This window comes from Phreatobacter stygius, from assembly GCF_005144885.1.
Taxonomy (GTDB): Bacteria; Pseudomonadota; Alphaproteobacteria; order Rhizobiales; family Phreatobacteraceae; genus Phreatobacter; species Phreatobacter stygius.
Genome location: NZ_CP039690.1, coordinates 4,522,989 through 4,537,381 on the forward strand (window position 1 = coordinate 4,522,989; position 14,393 = coordinate 4,537,381).

The 14,393-nt window shown below is 66.6% G+C and carries 22 protein-coding genes; 9 read left to right on the forward strand and 13 right to left on the reverse strand.

Features of this window, described 5'->3' with window-relative positions:
- Window positions 1-27: 27 nt before the first annotated feature.
- Genes E8M01_RS21240 through E8M01_RS21255 form a run of 4 tightly spaced genes read right to left on the reverse strand, consistent with a single transcriptional unit; the run spans window position 28 to window position 2,223 of the window.
- A complete protein-coding gene (locus tag E8M01_RS21240) occupies window positions 28-993 on the reverse strand; it encodes an NAD(P)H-dependent flavin oxidoreductase (RefSeq protein WP_136961974.1) in 966 nt (321 codons plus the stop codon).
- The gene (locus E8M01_RS21245; protein WP_136961975.1) at window positions 972-1,226 is read right to left on the reverse strand and encodes a tautomerase family protein; all 255 of its coding nucleotides are present in this window, start codon (window positions 1,224-1,226) and stop codon (window positions 972-974) included. The genes E8M01_RS21240 and E8M01_RS21245 overlap by 22 nt, the downstream gene beginning before the upstream one ends.
- Entirely contained in the window at window positions 1,214-1,633 is a 420-nt protein-coding gene (locus E8M01_RS21250; RefSeq protein ID WP_136961976.1) for a nuclear transport factor 2 family protein, read from the reverse strand. The genes E8M01_RS21245 and E8M01_RS21250 overlap by 13 nt, the downstream gene beginning before the upstream one ends.
- Before the next feature lie 20 nt (window positions 1,634-1,653).
- Window positions 1,654-2,223 (reverse strand): flavodoxin family protein, encoded by a 570-nt coding sequence (locus E8M01_RS21255; RefSeq protein ID WP_136961977.1) that lies wholly within the window; start codon window positions 2,221-2,223, stop codon window positions 1,654-1,656.
- A 142-nt stretch (window positions 2,224-2,365) separates the two neighbouring features.
- Here E8M01_RS21255 and E8M01_RS21260 point away from each other — a divergent pair, with 142 nt between their 5' ends.
- Entirely contained in the window at window positions 2,366-2,755 is a 390-nt protein-coding gene (locus tag E8M01_RS21260; RefSeq protein ID WP_136961978.1) for a winged helix-turn-helix transcriptional regulator, read from the forward strand.
- A gap of 64 nt (window positions 2,756-2,819) precedes the next feature.
- Here E8M01_RS21260 and rpsU read toward each other — a convergent pair whose 3' ends face one another.
- From rpsU to E8M01_RS21285, 5 genes are all read right to left on the reverse strand, one after another.
- Window positions 2,820-3,137: a 30S ribosomal protein S21 gene (gene rpsU, locus E8M01_RS21265; RefSeq protein WP_136961979.1), complete on the reverse strand. Its 318-nt coding sequence runs from the start codon at window positions 3,135-3,137 to the stop codon at window positions 2,820-2,822.
- 35 nt (window positions 3,138-3,172) lie between these two features.
- Window positions 3,173-3,403: a hypothetical protein gene (locus E8M01_RS21270; RefSeq protein WP_136964745.1), complete on the reverse strand. Its 231-nt coding sequence runs from the start codon at window positions 3,401-3,403 to the stop codon at window positions 3,173-3,175.
- Between the two features lie 218 nt (window positions 3,404-3,621).
- The gene (locus E8M01_RS21275; RefSeq protein ID WP_136961980.1) at window positions 3,622-3,834 is read right to left on the reverse strand and encodes a cold-shock protein; all 213 of its coding nucleotides are present in this window, start codon (window positions 3,832-3,834) and stop codon (window positions 3,622-3,624) included.
- A gap of 258 nt (window positions 3,835-4,092) precedes the next feature.
- On the reverse strand, window positions 4,093-4,398 hold the full coding sequence (locus E8M01_RS21280; protein WP_136961981.1) for a BrnA antitoxin family protein: 306 nt from the start codon (window positions 4,396-4,398) through the stop codon (window positions 4,093-4,095).
- A 106-nt stretch (window positions 4,399-4,504) separates the two neighbouring features.
- Window positions 4,505-4,720 (reverse strand): hypothetical protein, encoded by a 216-nt coding sequence (locus E8M01_RS21285; protein WP_136961982.1) that lies wholly within the window; start codon window positions 4,718-4,720, stop codon window positions 4,505-4,507.
- A gap of 399 nt (window positions 4,721-5,119) precedes the next feature.
- Here E8M01_RS21285 and E8M01_RS21290 point away from each other — a divergent pair, with 399 nt between their 5' ends.
- A complete protein-coding gene (locus tag E8M01_RS21290) occupies window positions 5,120-5,845 on the forward strand; it encodes a sulfite exporter TauE/SafE family protein (RefSeq protein ID WP_136961983.1) in 726 nt (241 codons plus the stop codon).
- Between the two features lie 150 nt (window positions 5,846-5,995).
- On the opposite strand, the gene E8M01_RS21295 is transcribed toward E8M01_RS21290, so the two are convergent.
- Complete coding sequence (locus tag E8M01_RS21295; RefSeq protein ID WP_136961984.1) at window positions 5,996-6,844, reverse strand: trypsin-like serine protease; 849 nt, start codon at window positions 6,842-6,844, stop codon at window positions 5,996-5,998.
- Complete coding sequence (locus E8M01_RS21300) at window positions 6,841-7,578, reverse strand: S1 family peptidase (RefSeq protein WP_136961985.1); 738 nt, start codon at window positions 7,576-7,578, stop codon at window positions 6,841-6,843. Before E8M01_RS21300 ends, E8M01_RS21295 begins: the two co-directional genes overlap by 4 nt.
- A gap of 135 nt (window positions 7,579-7,713) precedes the next feature.
- Between E8M01_RS21300 and E8M01_RS35125 the strand changes: the two genes are divergently transcribed.
- Both E8M01_RS35125 and E8M01_RS21305 read left to right on the forward strand, forming a co-directional pair.
- Window positions 7,714-7,872, forward strand: coding sequence for a hypothetical protein (locus E8M01_RS35125; RefSeq protein ID WP_170182006.1), 159 nt, complete (start codon window positions 7,714-7,716; stop codon window positions 7,870-7,872).
- Window positions 7,869-8,063: a hypothetical protein gene (locus E8M01_RS21305; RefSeq protein ID WP_136961986.1), complete on the forward strand. Its 195-nt coding sequence runs from the start codon at window positions 7,869-7,871 to the stop codon at window positions 8,061-8,063. The genes E8M01_RS35125 and E8M01_RS21305 overlap by 4 nt, the downstream gene beginning before the upstream one ends.
- On the opposite strand, the gene E8M01_RS21310 is transcribed toward E8M01_RS21305, so the two are convergent.
- Both E8M01_RS21310 and E8M01_RS21315 read right to left on the reverse strand, forming a co-directional pair.
- Window positions 8,060-9,025 (reverse strand): IS481 family transposase, encoded by a 966-nt coding sequence (locus E8M01_RS21310; RefSeq protein WP_136958885.1) that lies wholly within the window; start codon window positions 9,023-9,025, stop codon window positions 8,060-8,062. The genes E8M01_RS21305 and E8M01_RS21310 overlap by 4 nt on opposite strands.
- A 128-nt stretch (window positions 9,026-9,153) precedes the next feature.
- Complete coding sequence (locus E8M01_RS21315; protein ID WP_136961987.1) at window positions 9,154-9,399, reverse strand: HP1242/YdcH family protein; 246 nt, start codon at window positions 9,397-9,399, stop codon at window positions 9,154-9,156.
- Between the two features lie 189 nt (window positions 9,400-9,588).
- On the opposite strand from E8M01_RS21315, the gene E8M01_RS21320 reads away from it, so the two are divergent.
- The 5 genes from E8M01_RS21320 (at window position 9,589) to E8M01_RS21340 (ending at window position 14,235) form a co-directional block, all read left to right on the forward strand.
- Window positions 9,589-10,011, forward strand: a complete 423-nt coding sequence (locus E8M01_RS21320) for a PepSY domain-containing protein (RefSeq protein WP_136961988.1) — start codon at window positions 9,589-9,591, stop codon at window positions 10,009-10,011.
- A gap of 60 nt (window positions 10,012-10,071) precedes the next feature.
- A complete protein-coding gene (locus tag E8M01_RS21325) occupies window positions 10,072-10,740 on the forward strand; it encodes a response regulator transcription factor (protein ID WP_136961989.1) in 669 nt (222 codons plus the stop codon).
- 11 nt (window positions 10,741-10,751) lie between these two features.
- A complete protein-coding gene (locus E8M01_RS21330; protein ID WP_136964746.1) occupies window positions 10,752-12,128 on the forward strand; it encodes an ATP-binding protein in 1,377 nt (458 codons plus the stop codon).
- 115 nt (window positions 12,129-12,243) lie between these two features.
- Window positions 12,244-12,690 carry a glycine zipper 2TM domain-containing protein gene (locus E8M01_RS21335; RefSeq protein ID WP_136961990.1) on the forward strand — a complete coding sequence of 149 codons (447 nt, stop codon included), beginning with the start codon at window positions 12,244-12,246 and terminating at the stop codon, window positions 12,688-12,690.
- A 108-nt stretch (window positions 12,691-12,798) separates the two neighbouring features.
- On the forward strand, window positions 12,799-14,235 hold the full coding sequence (locus E8M01_RS21340) for a hypothetical protein (RefSeq protein ID WP_136961991.1): 1,437 nt from the start codon (window positions 12,799-12,801) through the stop codon (window positions 14,233-14,235).
- Window positions 14,236-14,393: the final 158 nt, after the last annotated feature.

Genomic DNA, 14,393 nt, shown 5'->3' on the forward strand with positions numbered 1-14,393 from the left:
GCGCGATGTATGCACCTGCGGTGCGGTTCAGCGACTCAGATGGCTGGCCGCCCGGTCCAGCAGGCGTTCGGCATCGGCGCCTATCCGCCGGACGATCGCCTCGGCCGGCTCGACTGCGCGCACCATGTCGACGCCCTCGCCGACGATGACGGCCGCGACATCGACATTGCCCTGGTCGCGCGCCTGCCCGTAACGGGCCTGCTCGGGCCCGAGATTGGTGCGAAGGCCGGCGAGATCGGCCTGCCATTGCCGGCTGAAGCCGTTGGCGAGCGTCCGCATGGTCCAAGGTTCGGGCCAGTCGATGCCCCGCGCAAGGTCGAACAGCGAGCCACGGATCGTCTCGTCGCCCGAGCCTGCCACCGCCGCCTGCTTGGCATTGGCGTGGGCAAGCGATTCGCGGCTGGCGAAAAAAGCCGTGCCGCAGAGCGCGCCCGAGGCGCCGAGCATCAGCGCCGCTGCGAGCCCCCGTCCGTCGCCGATGCCACCGGCCGCCACCACCGGAATGGCGCCGACCGCATCGACCACCGCGGGCACCAGCGGCAAGGTCGCCCGGCTGCCGCCATGGCCGCCGGCCTCGGTGCCCTGCGCTACGATCACATCGGCGCCCTCGGCGGCCGCCAGGCGGGCTTCGGCGACGCTCTGGATCTGGACCACCAGCGCGATGCCGGCGGCCTTGATCCTGCCGGCGAAGCCGCCGATCGAGCCGAAGGACAGGAAAATGGCCGGCGGGCGGCGGGTCAGCACCGCGGCCAACAGGGTCGGGTCTTTCTCCAGCGCCCAGGTGATGAAGCCGATACCAACAGGCGTATTGCCGGCAGCCTCCATCTCGCGCTTGAGCCAATCCCGGTCGCAATAGCCGCCGCCAATGAAGCCGAGCCCGCCGGCATTGGTGACCGCCGCGGCGAGCGCGCCGCCGCTGACCCCGGCCATCGGCGCCAGCAGCAAGGGGACGGCGAGACCGAATTTTTCGGTCAGAGGCGTGACGATTGCCATGGGCTCTCCTCTTCGGCCGGCGGCGGCCCGGCGGCCTTGCGGCGCCGGAATTCGTCCACCGGCAAGCCGCCGATGCCCCAATCTTCCATGAGAACCTCGTCGATGACCACAAAGGTCGTGGCGGGGCTCTTGTCCAGCACGCGGGCGAGAAGCGTGGTCACGCCCGCGATGAGCGCGGCCTTCTGTTCGGCCGTCGCACCCTCGCGGGTGATCTTGATGTTCACATAGGGCATGGTGGATCTCCCCGGGGCGCGTCGGCCTCGACCTGCGGTCGCAGGTCGAAGTGGAAGACCTTGGCGATGATCTGCCATCGCCCGTCGCGATGGATGAAGGTCAAGAGGTCGGTGAAGAGCTTCGGGCCGATGGCGCATTCCGCCCGCACGAAGGCGGTAACCGGTCCGGCGAATTCGATCGAGACGATCCGGTCGGACCGTCTTTCGTTGCGGCTCGCCGGTGAGGGGCGGCGATCGACGATCGGCCAATAGTCGGCCATGCCGAAATGGGTGAACTCTCCCCCAGTCGCGCAGACATAACGCGCCTGGTCGTGAAAGACCTTGGCGAGCCTTGTCGTATCGCTGTGATACAGCCCGTCGAAATAGAGTTGCATCGCATGGACGATCTCATCGTAGCGGTGGTCCATCTTGGACGTCTCCTTGGGTCTCACGCCTGCCGCCAGCGCGCGGCGGCTTCGGCGACCCGCCGGCCGAGATGCTCGGCGGTGCGGCGATCGGCTGGCGGCGGCGCCACGTCGGCGGCCTGGTCGGCGTTGGACTGCGCCATGGCGCCGAGAAAGCCGGCCAGCCTGTTGAGGTCTTCCGCCGTGCCGGTGCTGGTATGATGGCCGGGCAACAGGCCGAGGCCGACCCAGATCATGCCGTGCTGCATGGCGAACAGATTGAACTGCTGGAGCGTGCTGAGCTTGTCGCCGCTATGGCCGGCCGAATTGGTGAAACCGGCCGCCAGTTTGTCCTTCCAGCGCTGCTCTGCCCAGCGCGAGGCGGTGGCGTCCAGGAAGGCCTTGAACGGCGCCGAGGCGCCGGCCATGTAGGTCGGCGCTCCGAAAATCACTGCGTCGGCGCGGTCCAGCAGGTCCCAGTTCCGCTCGTAATCGACGACGTCGATCAGCGCCGCATCGGTGCCGGCGACCGCCGCGGCACCTCTGTGGACGGCTTCCGCCTGCACCTTCGTGTGGCCATAGCCACTGTGAAAAACGACTGCGACCCTTGCCATCCGTCCATCTCCCGAAAAGCCGCCAAGGCGGCTTCGATCACGATGGAGCGGAGGTAAGCAGGGCCGATAACATTTGTATATCTGATAACATTAGGTTACTGAATTTTCCGGTTTCTTGGCGGTAACTTGGGAGCAGAACCAGATGGCCCTGAAACAGCGCAAGAACCGTGCGCCCAAGCCACCGCCGACCTGTGCGCTGGGCGAATGCATGGCGCTGCTCGGCGGCGCCTGGACGCCCAACGTGATCTGGCATCTGAGCGCCGGGCCGCGCCGCTTCGGCGAGTTGCGTGTCGATATTCCGCAGATCTCCGCCAAGATGCTGAGCGCGCGTCTGAAAGACCTCGAGCAGAAGCGGGTGCTGCGGCGTCGGCTGGTGGCAAGCTCGCCGCCCTCGGCGGAATATTCGCTGACCGATCTCGGCGAGGAACTGATGCCGGCGATCCAGGCCATTGTCGAGATCGGCAAGCGCCTGAAGGGCGAGCCGACGGAGACCGTCGGTCAGCGCGCCGGCTCATTGGCGACAGCGCAATAAAAAACCAGGGTTCGGTGAGAACCCTGGCTGGTCGTCCTGAAATTGAGGTCCGGCGCGCTGGCGCTCAGCTCTTGTTCGGCTCGCCACCGGCGGCCTGAGCGGACGCGGTCGGGCTGGAGCTCGGCAGCTGGCCGGCACGCGGGCGGCCGGTCGGGCGCGGCTTCGGCTTCGGCGCGGCGATCAGACCTTCGCGGATAGCCTGCTTGCGTGCGAGCTTGCGGGCCCGGCGCACGGCCTCGGCCTTCTCGCGCGTCTTGCGCTCCGAAGGCTTCTCGTAAGCCGAGCGCTGCTTCATTTCACGGAAGATGCCTTCGCGCTGCATCTTCTTCTTGAGGACCTTGAGAGCCTGGTCGACATTGTTGTCGCGGACCAAAACCTGCAATGAAATCTCCTCCTGTTGTGACCCCGATCAAAAGATCAGGTCGTCGCCTTCCGGCGCCAAAGCTGAAATCCAAATTCCGCGACACCGGCTTCGATCGCCGCGCGCTTCAACCCGTGAGGCGGGCTTCGATCGGGCAGAACCACGCCGGTGCGTGTCCAGGGCGCGAACTTTTCCGGCAACTGGCTGCCGGTCTTGTCGAGAGTGAACGCGCCGAGCTTTTCGGACGTGCCGGATTGGAAAATGAAAAGACTGGGCCGAAGTGCCATCGGGCTCACCTCACATAGTTTGCATGCGATGGGCTCAATAGGCCTCGACGAATGCGAAACAGCGGAGCCACAGCCATCAATCTGAAGGCGCGACTCCGCTGTTGCGGCCCGAGCGTCCTAACCGGTCACCGAAGTGACCAGGAACTCAGGCCATGATCTTGCTTATGCCAACCGCCGGTACATACATGGTCGGTCGGCTCAAGCGAGGCATGCTGTGATCAGCCTTCGGCCTTCAGATTGTCCGCCGAGGACTTGCCGCTGCGGCGATCCGCAACGACTTCATAGGTGATCTTCTGACCTTCATTGAGGCCGTAAAGACCGGCACGCTCAACTGCGCTGATGTGAACGAACACATCCGGGCCGCCGGCGTCGGGCTGGATGAAACCGAAGCCCTTTTGCGAATTGAACCACTTAACCGTTCCGGTCGCCATCGATAGTCTCCATAGCAAAGGCGTTAGCGAGCGCAGATAGTCCTGCGCGATTTTGTCGATGTTTTGGAGGGAGATATCGTTAGCAAAACGCCGAAATGGCAGCGCGGCGCGAAGTCGTTCAACCGAAACTCGATGGCCCTATGTAACGGCTGCGGGCTTGAAATTCAAGGACAATCTTTTCAGGCGGCTATGGCGGCCGGCCTTTCGGGCCCGGAGCGGCCAGGATTTCCGGCCTTTGGGCCGGTTCGACTGAGCCGTTCAGCCGTCATTCTCGGCGCTCAACTGGTCGGTCGCCAGCGCCGCGCCATCGCCATCCATGACGGCTGTCCTGAGCGTCGCGTTGATCCTGTCCTGCCAGCCCGGACCATCGGCCTGGAAGTGCTCGAGGACGTCCCGGTCGATACGCAGCGTGACCAGTTCCTTGGCGTTGGGGATGACCGGCGCGGTTGGCTTCGGTGCGGCCGCCACCGGCGCCACGGGCTTGGTGGTCGCCGACTTGAACGCCGCCTCGGCGGCATCGCGCGTGCTGTTGGTACCCCGCGTCCTGAACGGCGGATTGGCCATCATGTTCTCCTTCAATCACGGCGCCTGACCAGGATGGCAGCGAGCCGCTGCGGCCTCAAGCCTCGGCTTTAAGCCTTGGCCCCAAGCCTTGGCTCTAACCTTTGGCTTAAGCCTTGGCTTTCTTGGCAGCCTTGGTCGCGGCGATCGCGTCGGCCTGTTCTTTGGCGAGCCGGAGAGCTCGCAGCTTGGCCGTGCGGTCCTGGACATGCTGGGCCTGGCTTGCCGCCTCGGCCCGCGCCTTCATAGCATCCTCGGCCTGCTTCTCGGCCCGCTCCTTGCGAGTTTGGGCTGCGGCCAAGGTCTTCGTCGATTCGTCTGTCACTGCGTTTTCCTTCTGAATCGCGCCCCAGCCTCGTCGACGTCAACAGCGCCGCGGCAGCGACGGGATGCCGGACGGTATGGTCGCCAATCGTGATGGGTGGGGCTTCCGCCCGTCTTCAGGAGCGCCTGGATCGCCAGCCGCCTCCGAATCGAGAGCAGGCCGATCGAGTGTCAATATGGTGTTGCAGGGTGCCAATTCCAAGGGCGGCGGCTGTGCGAGGCCGTGACGAGCGTCCGGGCGTGGCATCCGAACCCGCACCGCGTTGCCCGCGGCGGCCGGGCCGGCTGGTCCGAATCACCGCCGAAGCCATGCCGCTGGGGCAGGGGGGCGCCGTCGCCCGGACCGCTTGACCGACTCTGCCGGCCAATCGCACAACCGTCCGCTCGCAAGGACCGGCCAATGGAATTCATTGTCGTTCTCGCCGTGGGCCTCGTCGCCGGCACCATCAGCGGTATCATCGGCACTGGTTCGACCATCATGCTGGCGCCGGTCCTGGCCTATTGTTTCGGGCCGCAGGAAGCGGTGCCGATCATGGCGGTCGCTTCCATCCTCGCCAATGTCTCGCGTATCCTGGCCTGGTGGCGCGAGGTCGACTGGCGCGCCTTTGCCGCCTACGCCGTCACCGGCGCGCCGGCCGCAGCACTCGGCGCGCGCACGCTGATCGCCATTCCCCCGCGCGCCGCCGACATCGCGATCGGCCTGTTTTTGATCGCCATGATCCCGCTGCGCCGCTGGTTCGCCGCGCGCCAGTTCCGCTTCACGCTCTGGCATCTCGGGCTGGCTGGCGCGGTCATTGGCTATCTGACCGGCATCGTGATCGCCACCGGACCCATCTCGGTGCCGGTCTTCGTGTCCTACGGGCTTGTCGGCGGCGCGTTCCTCGGCACCGAATCGGCCGGTTCGCTCGCCATTTATGCCGCCAAGGTGCTGTCGTTTCGCCAGTTCGGCGCGCTGCCGGTCGAGATCGTCCTCAAGGGCCTGATCACCGGTTCGTCGCTGATGGCCGGCGCCTTCGTCGCCAAACGTTTCGTCCTCAGCATGGATGCCGCGCATTTCCGCGTCATGCTGGACGGGCTGATGCTGGTGTCCGGCCTCGCCATGCTGTGGACGGCCTGGGGACATTGATCGCGCCGCCACCGGATCGAGGAATATAATCCTTGCGATGCCGGTCGGGCTCCGATACGATTTATCCAGGCTCGGGATTTGTGGCTGCCGGGCCAGTCCGTGCGCCCCTCATTTCCTCACCTTGGATCGGCAGGCCCGGGCAAGCTCGCCTTATTGCCGGTCGATTCGCGCCCAAGGCGGCAAGCCTTCCCGTTCCGGTGCCCGCGGCGGCGGCAAGGTCGCGACGCGCGGATTGGCTGGTGCCCGGCTTTCACCGGTCGCGACGGCGCCACGAATCCACGGCGCAATCGAAACCACGGGCATGGCGATCGTCAGGAAGCCGCAGCCGCGCGTCTCGGTCGGGCCCGAAACCAGGCTGACCACACCGACGACGCTGCCGCCGGAGAGCGCCGGCCCACCCGAATCGCCCTGGCAGGCCGATGGCGCGCGGCCGGTTTCGAACAAGCCGGGCACGCCGAGGGCGGTATAGCCGGACGGCGACCGCTGGATCACCGGCAGGTCGACCCGCCGCAATTCGCCGGCGCTGCGCATGCTCTCGAGCCGCTGGCGGCCGAAACCGGCAATGGTGACACGCGAGCCCGGCGGCGGTTCGCGTCCGCCGACGCGGGCCGGGCCGAAACCGGCCGGCGGCAGGTCGCGCATGGTCAGCACCGCGACGTCGATCGGCGCGTTGTTGCCGCGCGGGCCGCGCACGCCGGGATGCCCGGATGCGGTCAGCACCGGCGTCAGCGCCACGATCCGGCCGGCGCGGATGAAGGCGACAACAGCGATGCGGGCGCCTTGCACGCAATGCGCCGCGGTCAGCACGCTGCGGCGACCGATCAGCGTGCCGGTGCAGCCATTGGCATCGCCGGTCACCACAAGCACCGAGGACCGGGCCAGCGGATCCGAGGCTGGCACCGAATTGCCGCCGATAATGGCGTGAGCCGGCGTGCCGATCATGAGTGCGGCGCCGGCCAGGGCGCCCGCGAGGCTCATGGAAGCTGTCAGATGTCTCATCGTTGCGCTCCAAGGCCCTGGATCGTCTCTTCGATCCAGCGGCGGTGAGGTGCGACAGGGACCGTCCCCGTCAGATTGCCACAGCGGGCGGCGCCCTGGCCGGTGGTCCAGCTGACCACGCCGGCCACCACCGGCTGTCCGCCTTCGGTCGAAAACACCGGCCCGCCGGAATCGCCGGTGCAGGCGCCGAGCCTTGCCCCCGCCGGCCCGGCGAGGCGGACCTGGTAGCTCGACGGCCGCCCGGTCACGGTCAGCGCCGCCTGGCGCAGGACACCGGCGCTGGCGCCGTCGCCCTCGGCAAGCGGGCCATAGCCGACCAGGCGGATCGACGCTCCGGCCGCCGGCAGCGGCGCTGAACTGAGGCTCGCGGCACGTCTGCCCTGGCCGATCGGCTGGGCGGTGCGCACCACCGCCAGATCCACCGCGGTGCGCCGGTTCTGCCAGTCGACACGCCTATAGGCGGGGTGGATCGAACGCCCGGTGATCTCGTTGAGGATCGGCTGGCGGTTCGGACCGAACACCAGCACGGCAAGCCTGGGGCTGCCCTCGATGCAATGGGCGGCGGTCAGCACCAGGCGCTCGCCAATGACGGCGCCGGAGCAGAAGCCCTGGCCGCCCGAGATCATCACGGTCTGGCTGTTCAGTGGATCGGAAGCCGACAGGGGTGTGCCGCCGATCACAGCCAAGGCCGGACCGGCAGGCATCAATGCCAGGGCAAGAACCAATATCCGCACGCTGTCTCCTCAAAGTCGCACCGATGAGGCCCGGAACTATCAGGACCTGTCAATCCGATTGCCGCCATCCAACCGTATCTGGGGATGAACCAAACATCTCCTGGCGGCGACCCATCACAAACCCGCGAGATTCTCATGACCTTCGTCGAGACCAAGCCGTCATCCGCAAGTTCCGCCGCCCGGGTCGAATCGCCGGCGGGCAGGGCGGGAGCCATCGCCGCGTCCGCACCGTGCGATGTCGTCAATGTGATCGCCGCCGCAACCTGCACCGGCTGCCTGGAGGTCGTGTCGTGACCGCCTCGACCACCATCGTCTTCGGCCGGTCGGGCGCCCATGCCGGATCAAGGCTGCCGGGCTGGACACTGCCTTTCCTGGTTCGCCTGGCCGGAACGATTTCGCCGGAGGCCGCCAATGGCGGACCGGTCCTGTCGGTGGTCGCCGGCGACCGCTGGGCGCCGCGCGCCAAGCCGGGCACGGCCGCCTAGGTGTTTAGTCCCGGCATTTGATGGAGTGGATCGAGCCTGAATCGTTGAGGCTCTGTTGTCCAGAGTTTGCAGATGAATTCGTAGGGTGTGAGGCCCTTGAGGGTCTTCAGCCTCCGCCCGAAATTGTAGGCGCTGACGAAGTCGGCGAGATGCGCTTCGAACTGCCGGTGGCTGTCGTAGTGGTAACGCTTGACGGTGGCTTCTTTGATGGTGCGGTTCATGCGCTCGACCTGGCCGTTAGTCCAAGGGTGCTTCACCTTGGTGAGGCGGTGCTCGATGCCGTTCTCCTGGCAGCGCATGCCGAACATGTGCGTCACGTAGCGCGCCGTCGGACCATCGGCATACCGTGGCGGGAAGGTGAACTGGATGCCGTTGTCGGTGAGAACGGTATGGATCTTGTAGGGGACGGCCTCGATCAAGGCCGAGAGGAAGGCTGACGCGGAGGTCCGCCCCGTCTTCCTGACGATCTGTACGACGGCGAATTTGCTCGTGCGATCGATGGCGACATAGAGGTACAGCTTGCCCTCAGCGGTCTGCACCTCGGCGATATCGATGTGGAAGAAGCCGATCGGATAGGATTTGAACTTCGTCTTCGCCGGCTTCTCGCCTTCGACCTCGGGCAGGCGGCTGATCCCGTGACGCTGCAGGCAGCGGTGCAGGGATGACCGCGTCAGCGTCGGGATCGTCGGCTGTAGCGCATAGAGGCAGTCGTCGAGCGGCAGCAAAGTATGCTTCCGGAAGGCGACGATCACGGCCTCTTCCTCAATCGTCAGCACTGTCGAAGTCGGGTTCTTCGGCCCGGTCGGCACATCGGTCACCGAGGTCCGCTTCTTCCACTTCGCGACCGTCTTCTGGTTAATCCCGTAGCGCTTAGACAGAGCCCTCAGGCTCTCTTGACTATGTTGTATCGCTCGACGGACCGCCTCAGTCGTCGTGGCGCTCCCGTGGAGAACCTGGCCCATAGCGCGTCCCTCGATTCCTGCATCGAGATTGCACCATCAAAGCCCGGGATCAAACACCTAGGGTATTTGACGCCGGGCCGACCTCGCCACGAGCGGTTGTCCCGGTCTTGCCGTCGGCGGCGGTCCGCTCAGGTCCCGGCTTGGGCGATCATGGCGGCGATCTCATCCAGGAAGGCCAGCCGCTGCTTCTTGAAATCCTCCAGCGTCTCGTCCGATGTCGGCTCGAGATCGGCCTCGATCCGGTGGATCTCCTTGTTCACCGAGTGATAGCTCTCGATCACTTTGGCGAAATGCGGGTTCGATGCCTTCAGCTTGGCAATCGCCGGGCCGGCATCCGGGAATTCCGCAGCAAGGTCGTTGGGCACATGGCTCATGTCTTCACTCCAGATGCGATCGGGCGCCGCAATCGTTGAGCCATCCGTGTGAGGCCCGATGATGACCAGCCGGCGACATCGTCGCTTCGACATGTCGTCGACCGCAGGCCGACGCGGCGTGCAGGTCAGGCTACACTCGGCTCGGCCGGCCGGGAAGGCAATGGCCGGACGATGCATGGCGATCGAACGATGTCCCGGGCATCGCGGTCCCGGGCGGCGCTGCGCAAAGCCGCTCCCGCATTGTTATTCATCGACCGTTCAGGCCGCGTGACTACCTTGCCGGCTTCCTCGCCATGGTCCGTTCCAGACATGACCCTGCTCAAGACCTGTGCCGTCATGTTCGTGCTCGCGCTGGCGCCCGCTTCCGCCATGGCCCAGGGCTGTCTGACGCCTTCCGAACAGCGCGCCGCGATCGCCGGCAACCAGGCCGTGCCGCTTGAGCAGGCAACCCGCAACCTGCGTCCGGAGCATCGCGGCGACGTGGTCAATGCCCGGCTCTGCCGCGTTTCGACCGGCCAGCTCGTCTACCTGCTGACAGTCGTCAACCGGCATGGCAAGGTCATGCGCGCGCGCTTCGACGCGGCGACCGGGCAACTCGTCCAGGTCCGCTGACGGGCGCATGAACCGCGGCGCCCTTTAACAAGCGCGCGAGCCAAGACAAGGAAACCAAGCGTGCGGCTGCTCGTCGTCGAGGACGATCCGGATCTCAACCGGCAGATTTTCACCGCCCTGACCGATGCGGGTTATGTCGTCGATCGCGCCTTCGACGGCGAGGAGGGGTATTACCTCGGCGATTCCGAGCCCTATGATGCGGTCGTGCTCGATATCGGCCTGCCCAAGATGGACGGCATCTCGGTGCTCGAGCAATGGCGCCGCTCGGGGCGCACCATGCCCGTCCTGATCCTCACCGCGCGCGACCGCTGGTCCGACAAGGTCCAGGGTTTCGACGCCGGCGCGGACGATTATGTCGCCAAGCCTTTCCACATGGAGGAGGTGCTGGCCAGGCTCCGGGCCCTGCTCCGGCGGGTCGCCGGCCAGGCCACCAACGAGTTCAATTGCGGGCCGGTCCGGCTCGACGCGCGCGCCGGCCGCGTCACCGTCGACGGCAATCCGGTGAAGCTGACCTCGCACGAATACCGCCTGCTCGCCTATCTCATGCATCAGCAGGGCAAGGTGGTGTCGCGCACCGAGCTGGTCGAACATATCTACGACCAGGATTTCGACCGCGATTCCAATACGATCGAGGTGTTCATCGGTCGCCTGCGCAAGAAGCTCGGCGTCGATGTGATCCAGACGGTGCGCGGCTTGGGCTATATCCTGCAGCCGCCACAGGCGGCGTAACGGTGACTGGAATCCGCGCCCCGTCGCTCGCGCGGCGCCTGTTCGTTCTGGCCCTGACCTTTGCTGTGGTGCTGCTGACCATCACCGGCGTCGTGCTGGCGCAGGTCAATCGCGACGCCGTCGAGCGCGGCTTCGACCGGCGCCTCGGTGTCTATGTCAAACTGCTCATCGCCGACATTGCCGGGGCCGTCGACGATCCGCAGATCCAGATCGGCGCCAATCTCGGCGAGCCGCTGTTCGAACTGCCGCAGTCGGGCTGGTACTGGCAGATCATCCGAGTCGATGCCGGGCGCAGCGACACGCGCGCGTCGCGTTCGCTGTTCGAAGGGCGGCTCGCCGGCCTTGGACCCGGCATCGTGCCGGAGGGGCCGACGCGGTCCCGCGAAGGTTATGTCGAGGGGCCGGTCAATCAGCGCCTCCGGGCGGTCGAGCGGACCATCGAACTTGGCGAGGATGGCGAATTCGTCGTCATGGTGGCCGGCGATGCCGACGAGATCTCGGGCGCGGTCAGCCAGTTCAACCTGACGCTCATCGCCACCCTGGTGCTGCTCGGCATCGGCATGGTGGTGGCGGCGCTGCTGCAGGTCAGGGTCGGCCTGACCCCGCTGAACCGGCTGGTCGGCGGGCTGACCGCCATCCGGACCGGTGAAAAGGATCACCTGGAAGGGACTTTCCCGGTCGAGATCGCGCCACTGGCGCGCGAGGTGAATGCCTTGATCGACACCAACAGGGAGATCGTCGAGCGCTCCCGCACCCATGTCGGCAATCTCGCCCATGCCCTGAAGACGCCGATCTCGGTGATTCAGAACGAGGCCGCCGGCCGTGATGACGCCCTGGCCGTGAAAGTCGCCGAACAGGTCGGCATCATGCGCGACCAGGTCAACCACCACCTGGACCGCGCCCGCGTCGCCGCCAGGGTGCAGGTTGCCACCACCGTGGTGCCGGTCGCGGAAGTGGTCGGCGGGCTCGCCCGCACCATGGAAAAGATCCACCGCGACCGTGGCCTTGGGGTTGCCGCCGATGTGCCTGTTGGCGTGACCTTCCGCGGCGAGCGCCACGACCTCGAGGAAATGGTCGGCAACCTCGTCGACAACGCCTGCAAATGGGCCAATCAGCGCGTCCTGGTGACGGTCCGGCCGGAATCCGCGGCAACCTCGGCCGATCGGGCCTTTTTCACCATTGCCATCGACGATGATGGTCCCGGCCTGTCGGCCGAAGAGCGCGAAGCCGTCGGCCAGCGTGGCAAGCGGCTGGACGAAACCAAGCCCGGCAGCGGCCTCGGCCTGTCGATCGCGTCCGAGCTCGCCGGGCTCTATGGCGGCAAGCTCTTGCTGGATGCCTCGCCGCTCGGCGGGCTGCGCGCGAGCCTGCGGCTGCCGACGGTGTGAACGGGCCGATCATCCAGCCCAGACGCCGCCTTTTTGCCTCATTCCGCTGGACATTGGCGCCGGTCATTCAGGCGCCGGGTCGAACCCGGCGCGGTTCAAGCCAACGGGATTGTTCATGCGCCTCCGCCTTGTCGTCGCCACCGCCCTGATCGGTCTCACCGTCGCCGGTTGCGAAACCCGCGAACAGTCCGGCACCGCCATCGGTGCGGTCGCCGGCGGCCTGATCGGTTCGCAATTCGGCGGCGGCGTCGCCGGCCGCGTCGGCGCCGGCCTTGCCGGTGCGGCCATTGGCGGCCTGATCGGCAATGCCATCGGCCGCGATCTCGATGCCCAGGACCGCCAGCGCGCCTATGAGGCCGAGCGTGTCGCCATCTGGGAAGGCCGCCGGTCGGAATGGCGTGGCGAAAAGGCCTATGGTTATGTCGAGCCGGGCCCGACCTATCGGCGCGCCGGCGGCCTGTGCCGCGAATATACCAACACGATCTATATCAACGGCGCGCCGCAGACGGCGGTCGGCACAGCCTGCCGCAATCCCGACGGCAGCTGGTCGCCGGTGTCCTGACACCGACGCCGATTCGGTTGGCCGTATGGACGGCCAACCGATTCTTAACCGCACTGGGCGTAGCGTCGCGGCAGAATGGCTGAGCTTGCGACAGTGGCGGATCAAGAAGTGGCGCCGGCCTCCCCGGGCGAGCGCCTGCGCGCCTATCTGGACGGCCTGCCGTCAGCCGCCAAGGCGCTGCTTGCCAACGAATTCGAGCGGGCGCGATTGCGCGGCGAAGACCTGCCGGGCGGCGAAATGGTGCTGGCGGCCTTGCGCTCGAGCATGCGCGACACGCCCGAATTCGAACCCGGCACCGAACCGCCGCTGCGCGTCGAGCCGGCGCCGCGGTCCGATCAGGCCGCCCGCCTGCTGTTCCGGCCGCTCGAACCCTTCCTCATCGACGACCGCCTGGAAGCCAAGACCAGGGCGCGGATCATGCGCGCCTCGGTCGCCGCGATCTGGACCTGGGTCGAGCGCGACCTGAAACCGGCCGAGACCAGGGTGTTCGAGGCGGCGGTGGCGGCGGCGAGCGCCGCCAACGACACCGAGGCGGTCAACTATCACTGCGCCAAATTTCTCTCGATCATGATCCCGGCGATCGAGGCCAAGCTGTCCTCGACCGAGGCCGGCGAGCCGACACGCAAGCGCCTGGCCGCCCATCTCGGCGACGAACGGGTGCTCGACGACGCCACCGATATTGTCCGGATTCTGCCCGATATCGGCGCGCTCGCCTATTTGCCGGCCAAACTGCCGCCGCTGATCAAGAACCTCGCCGACGACGGGCTCGACAACGCCCGCGCGCTGCTCGATCCGATCGCCGTCAAGCGGCCCTCGCTCTTGCCCTTTGCGCTGGCATTGGTGCAGTCGCGGCTCGCCCATCGCCATCAATTGGTGCGTCTGGCGGTGGCGGCCGCCGAAAGCGACGACCCGACCAAGATCGCCGCCAATCCTTATCGCCACGCCGTCGAACTGGTGCTGGCCGATGCCGAACTGGCGGTGCTCGGCACGGCGGCCGCGCTCAAGGCCAACCGGCCGCAGAATGTCGGCGGCCTGGTCAAGGATTTCCACGACGCCGCCCGCGCGCTGCGCACCGACATGAACCTGTCGGGCGACGGCCCGTGGCAGCGTCGGATGGCCAAGCTCCGCGGTACTCTGGCGCGCCTGCTGTCGGCCGAGATCGAGGGCGTGCCGGGACAGATCCGCCGGCACCTGCGCGGCCGGCATCGCGACGACATGCATGTCGAGCAGGTCACCGAAGATGTGGTCGGCGAGATCGAGACACGGCTCGACCTGCTCACCGTCTGCCGCAATTCGGCCTCCGAAATCGCGCTGAACGAGATCACCGTGCGGGTGTTCACCGAGATCCAGGGCTATCTCGATCCGCGGCTGACCCAGCTCCTGGAATCGATCCGCAGCGCGCCCGAGACCGACCGGGCGCTGAAGATCAGCCAGATCGAGGCCGGCATCCGGTTTTCGGCGCGGATCTTCGGTGCGAGCTATGCCCAGCTCCTGCAAAAGGCCGCCGAGGTCGCGATCCAGAGCGCCAGGAATGCCGGGCGCTGAGCCCGCCAAGGCCCGAACTCAAGAGGACTTGAGTTGACGACGCCCGGAGTTTTGGCCGCATTCAGAGCTTCATCGCCTTCGCGGCCGGACGGCCGTCGCGCATTCGTCATGATTGCCATTTGATCGCCGTCATTGTCGCCGATGCCCGGCTGGTCTAT

Bases quoted from the DNA above. Each gene is read 5' to 3' on its own strand.
- E8M01_RS21240 (WP_136961974.1), bottom strand. From the start codon at position 993: ATGGCAATCGTCACGCCTCTGACCGAAAAATTCGGTCTCGCCGTCCCC.
- E8M01_RS21245 (WP_136961975.1), bottom strand. From the start codon at position 1,226: ATGCCCTATGTGAACATCAAGATCACCCGCGAGGGTGCGACGGCCGAA.
- E8M01_RS21250 (WP_136961976.1), bottom strand. From the start codon at position 1,633: ATGGACCACCGCTACGATGAGATCGTCCATGCGATGCAACTCTATTTC.
- E8M01_RS21255 (WP_136961977.1), bottom strand. From the start codon at position 2,223: ATGGCAAGGGTCGCAGTCGTTTTTCACAGTGGCTATGGCCACACGAAG.
- E8M01_RS21260 (WP_136961978.1), top strand. From the start codon at position 2,366: ATGGCCCTGAAACAGCGCAAGAACCGTGCGCCCAAGCCACCGCCGACC.
- E8M01_RS21270 (WP_136964745.1), bottom strand. From the start codon at position 3,403: ATGGCACTTCGGCCCAGTCTTTTCATTTTCCAATCCGGCACGTCCGAA.
- E8M01_RS21275 (WP_136961980.1), bottom strand. From the start codon at position 3,834: ATGGCGACCGGAACGGTTAAGTGGTTCAATTCGCAAAAGGGCTTCGGT.
- E8M01_RS21280 (WP_136961981.1), bottom strand. From the start codon at position 4,398: ATGGCCAATCCGCCGTTCAGGACGCGGGGTACCAACAGCACGCGCGAT.
- E8M01_RS21290 (WP_136961983.1), top strand. From the start codon at position 5,120: ATGGAATTCATTGTCGTTCTCGCCGTGGGCCTCGTCGCCGGCACCATC.
- E8M01_RS21295 (WP_136961984.1), bottom strand. From the start codon at position 6,844: ATGAGACATCTGACAGCTTCCATGAGCCTCGCGGGCGCCCTGGCCGGC.
- E8M01_RS35125 (WP_170182006.1), top strand. From the start codon at position 7,714: ATGACCTTCGTCGAGACCAAGCCGTCATCCGCAAGTTCCGCCGCCCGG.
- E8M01_RS21310 (WP_136958885.1), bottom strand. From the start codon at position 9,025: ATGGGCCAGGTTCTCCACGGGAGCGCCACGACGACTGAGGCGGTCCGT.
- E8M01_RS21315 (WP_136961987.1), bottom strand. From the start codon at position 9,399: ATGAGCCATGTGCCCAACGACCTTGCTGCGGAATTCCCGGATGCCGGC.
- E8M01_RS21320 (WP_136961988.1), top strand. From the start codon at position 9,589: ATGTCCCGGGCATCGCGGTCCCGGGCGGCGCTGCGCAAAGCCGCTCCC.
- E8M01_RS21335 (WP_136961990.1), top strand. From the start codon at position 12,244: ATGCGCCTCCGCCTTGTCGTCGCCACCGCCCTGATCGGTCTCACCGTC.